Genomic DNA, 4,544 nt, shown 5'->3' with positions numbered 1-4,544 from the left:
GGAGGCTTTTTGACAGAAAGACTGGGCTCGCCGCCGCCGGCATACTTGCGACGACACTTATATTTTTTATGTATTCAAGATACGCCTCTCCCGATATGACCCTCACCTTTTTGGTCGTGTATTCAATATATCTTTTTATGAAAGGGTCCAAGAATCCGGAAAGGAATAAGGGATTTTTTATCGCATTTTTCGCGGTTTTAGGCCTCGCGATCATGGCGAAGGGGCTCGTCGGTTTTTTACTGCCGCTTATAGTAGTGCTTTCTTTTATGATAAGTTCCAAAAAATGGAAACTTCTAAGAGCGCTAAATATACCTTATGGCATGCTTATAGTTCTAGCCATAGGGCTGCCCTGGTATATTATGATGTATGTCCTGCACGGCGATAAATATATCAATAATATAGTGATACGCGAAAATATCACGCGCCTGTTTTACCTGCCCAACAGCGAGCCGGGCACTCCGCTTTTATTGACCTATATCAAAAACCTTTTTTATTATGTGCCTAACCTATTGGTCTGGTTTCTTCCGTACTGTATTTTTTTGCCGGCGGCCTTGGTAGACTCTTTTAAAAGCAAGAAGACCTATTCGCTGGAGAGAGACTCTTATAAGCTTATATTGAGCTATTTTCTGGGTATATTTGTATTCTTCAGCGTCATCTCTGCCAAAGAATATTATTATCTTCTTCCGCTTACGCCGGCTTTCAGTCTGATGATCGCCAGATATTTTATAAATCTGGAAGAGAGGAAAACCTTATTCAAGTCGGTTGCCTTTAATATCGGGTACGTCGCGGTTATATTAGTTTATACGCTGGGTGTTTTTGGCGTTCTCTATACGATGCGCCATATCTATGCGGCTAGGGTTTCCGCATACGAATATGTAATGATGCTGGCGCCGCTTGTTATAATAGTGCCATGGGTAAGAAAAAAAAGCATCTCTATGATTTTTGCCATACCGGTTGCGATAGCGCTTTTTCTCTTGTTTCTGGCCGGCAGGGCGGTCCCATTATTTAACGATAAGACACTTCCCGCTTTTGCGGATGAAATAAAGATGAGCATTGTTCCCGGCGATAAGGTGGGTGTCGGCTCTGTTGATATCAGCCAGCAGAGGCTCGCCATATACCTTGATATGCCGATAGAAGAGGTCAATATAAAATTGAAAGAGCCCGACCCGACAGCGCCGCACAAGGAAAAATTAAAAAAGTTTCTCTCATCCGGCAACAAGGTATATTTGGTAATAGCCCAGGACGATTACGCGGCGCTTATTCCGGAGGACCTTAAACGGTCTTTAGTCATAATAGATGAACGCGATATGTGGAAGACGCGCTTAAAAAGAACGCTCAATAAAGATGCGATAGCGGAAGTGCTGAAAGGCAAGAAAGATATCCTGAAAGATGTTTTGAGGCACAAGGTTTTTCTTTTAACAAACAAAAAGATATAAGAATAAGCAGGCCGTATGAAAAATCCCACCATAAAGATAGCCATTTTTCTGTATTGTATTTTTCTGTTCTCCTTCGGAGCCTGGAAAGCCACTATGGAGTTCAAAGGAGACGAAAATTTTTATTTTGAAAGCTCCCGTTATATGGTAGAAACGGGAGATATCCTCACACCCCGGTATATGGATGATGTGAGGTTTCAAAAGCCGATTCTTTTCTATTGGCTTATCTTTTTGGCCTTCAAGATCTTCGGGGTAAATTGGCTGGCCGCGAGGCTCGTTTCCATCATGTTGGGAGCATTATGCGCAATTTTGATATTCCGCATAGCGGAGGAGTTATTTCAAAATAGGAAAACAGCAATAATCTCGGCGCTATTTTTTGCCACAACCCCTCTCTGCTATCGATACGCAAGATTGGCCGTACCAGATATGGCGCTCGTATTCTTTGAGACTCTGGCTATATATTTTTTTATCAGTTATTATAAACGTAGGATCAGATCTTATGTTATGGCCTTTTTCGCTTCCATTGCTTTTGCCTTTTTGATTAAAGGGCCGGTGGGCGCCATTTTGCCGCTTCTTATAGTAGGGATCTTTTGGGCATTCAAAAGAGAGAGATTATTCAGATTCGGCGATATCCTCGCCGGGATAATATTATTCGGTTTAATTGTAACGCCGTGGTTTTATATGATGTGCAAGATGTATCCCGGTACGTACGCGGGCGAGGTATTTGCGAGGGAGATAGCCCAGCGCCTTAGCTGGGGGTACGGTTCTTGTTTTATAAAGGCATATTTTAATGGTTTTCTTTTCTATCTTTCGGCGCTTTTTACGAAATTTTTTCCGTATTCCCTGCTTATGCCGCTTGCTTTCTTCGGCAGGCCGAGCGCCCAAGTCCATGAGAATGCAAGGGACGGCCGTCTCTTTTTGATAATCTGGGCGGCAGTGGTCTTTTTATTCTTTACTCTGGTGCCGGAAAGAAGGACTCATTACCTTTTGGCATTGGCGCCCGCCGTCTCTATATTGACGGCACTGCTCTTTTGTAAGTCCGGAAAAGACTTCAAAATACCGCTTATTATAATATTGGCGCTGTCTCTTATTTATGTAGCCATCAGCATCTCTCCGCCGTTCGGGCTTTTTACCAATAAAATGGAACGGGCAGCTCTCGTTATAAAAGAAAATATGAGAGAAGAAGATACGGTGGCCATAGGTTCGCACGGCATAATCCCGGAAGAGTTACAGGTCTTTTTCGAGGAACCGGTTCTGAATGTCAAGGGCACATATACCCCGGAAGGATTGCCCTCCGAAGACACTGTCTTGAAACTCAGAGGATTTTTAAATTCTCCCGGGCGGTATTTTTGTGTCATAAAAAGAGTAGATTATGAGACATTTCTGCCCGAAGAGATGAGAGAAAGGCTCTATGTGGTGGACAGGTATTTTGTATGGAAGCGTCGGATAAAATTCGATAAAGAGTTCAAAGATAACTTAAGCAAGCGCCGCTTCCGCGAGATTTTTCAAAACGAGATATACGTTGTGACTAATAAGAGGTAAAGATGATATATTCGGTCGTAGTGCCATTTTTTAATGAAGAAGAATCGATAAGGCCCTTATATGAATCCCTTACCCGCGTGATGGAATCGCTTCACGGAGAATATGAGCTTATCTTTGTAAATGACGGTTCTACCGATAATACAAAACAGCTTCTGGGAAAGACGGCAGCGAAAGATAGGCATGTTGCGGTACTGAATAATGCAAAGAAGATGGGCCAGACAGCCTCGCTTAAAATAGGTTTTGAAAAAGCAAGAGGAGATATAGTGGTCTCCATGGACGGCGATATGCAGAATGACCCAAATGACATACCAAAACTCGCAACCGAACTTAAATGCGGCTATGATTTCGTATGCGGATGGCGCTATATGAGAAAGGACCCCGCCTCAAAAAAGATAGCCTCATGGTTCGGCAATCTAGTCCAGAAGGCCGTCTTTAAAAGCCATCTCCACGATATATCGTGCACGTTAAGGGTTTATACAAAAGATTCCATAAAAGTTTTGCCGCTTAAAAGGGAGGGCGCGCACAGGTTTATACCCTACCTTCTTATGATGAAAGGGAAGAGGCCGTCGGAGGTCAAAGTAAACCACCTTCCGAGGCGTTACGGCAGGACTAAATATGGTTTTAGCCGCTCTTTCAAAGTAGCTTACGATTTTCTGACGCTTATTTTTAACCGTAAAAGCTGGACATAGAGAGGGAATAATATGAATCTTAAAGATCTTTTAAATCCGTGGGTTATATTCGGCCTGTTGGGGCAGGTATGTTTCAGCCTCAGGTTCATTATACAGTGGATACAGTCGGAAAGGCACAGAAAAAGTATAATACCCGTATCTTTTTGGTACTTCAGCCTGTTCGGCGGACTGATACTTTTTATATATGCCATTTACCGCCAGGACATAGTTTTTACTTTGGGGCAAGGAGCCGGGTTAATCGTATATGCGAGGAACCTTGTGCTTATTGCCAGACACAAAGAAGTTAAGATATAGATAAGGAAAAAGCGTTTTGAAAAAGACTTTTACAATAACGGCTTTTATCATATTGGCCGTTTTAACGTTATATTCGATAAACAGAGCGACCTTAGGCCATTCAATCCCCGATGAGAAACGCTATTTACAGAGCACTAAAGAGATGATCGCAAGCGGCGACTATGTCACACCGCATTACCACGGAAAACTGCGTTTCCAGAAACCCATCCTTTTTTACTGGCTTATAATCCTTTCTTATAAGATATTCGGAGTCACAATCTTTGGCGCGAGGTTTCCATCGATTGTGGCAGGGCTTTTAAACGTTATCATCATTTTTCTTATAGCGCGTAATCTCTTTAACAGAAAAACGGCGGTATTCTCCGCGCTTATTCTCGCGACCGGCGAAATATTTTTTATGTATTCCAGATTTGCGGTGCCGGATATGGTATTTGCGCTTTTTATAAATACGGCCCTCTGCAGTTTTGTCGCCGCCTATATCGGTGAACCCCGCCCCTCGGCCGAGGAGCGGGGTGAATTAAAAGGGAGATTCCGCTATTTGTATGTCTACGTATTTATGGCTTTGGCGGTAATTACAAAAGGCCCGCTG

Annotated in this window: 5 protein-coding genes; all 5 read left to right on the top strand. The window is 43.1% G+C overall.

Annotation, left to right across the window (positions count from 1 at the left end; all coding sequences use genetic code 11):
* Positions 1 to 1,436: phospholipid carrier-dependent glycosyltransferase (locus tag KKI13_02340; protein ID MBU4487891.1), on the top strand; the 1,436-nt coding region annotated here is incomplete at its 5' end.
* A gap of 15 nt (positions 1,437 to 1,451) precedes the next feature.
* Positions 1,452 to 2,975, top strand: coding sequence for a glycosyltransferase family 39 protein (locus KKI13_02335; GenBank protein ID MBU4487890.1), 1,524 nt, complete (start codon positions 1,452 to 1,454; stop codon positions 2,973 to 2,975).
* Positions 2,976 to 2,977: 2 nt separating this feature from the next.
* Positions 2,978 to 3,664: a glycosyltransferase family 2 protein gene (locus KKI13_02330; protein ID MBU4487889.1), complete on the top strand. Its 687-nt coding sequence runs from the start codon at positions 2,978 to 2,980 to the stop codon at positions 3,662 to 3,664.
* A gap of 12 nt (positions 3,665 to 3,676) precedes the next feature.
* Positions 3,677 to 3,958 carry a lipid-A-disaccharide synthase N-terminal domain-containing protein gene (locus KKI13_02325; protein MBU4487888.1) on the top strand — a complete coding sequence of 94 codons (282 nt, stop codon included), beginning with the start codon at positions 3,677 to 3,679 and terminating at the stop codon, positions 3,956 to 3,958.
* 16 nt (positions 3,959 to 3,974) lie between these two features.
* On the top strand, positions 3,975 to 4,544 hold a 570-nt coding region (locus tag KKI13_02320), incomplete at its 3' end, for a phospholipid carrier-dependent glycosyltransferase (GenBank protein MBU4487887.1).

It is taken from the genome of Candidatus Omnitrophota bacterium (assembly GCA_018894435.1).
GTDB lineage: Bacteria > Omnitrophota > Gorgyraeia > JAHIPI01 > JAHIPI01 > JAHIPI01.
Note: the sequence above shows the minus strand (reverse complement) of the source record. Positions and strands in the feature narration are given on the sequence as shown.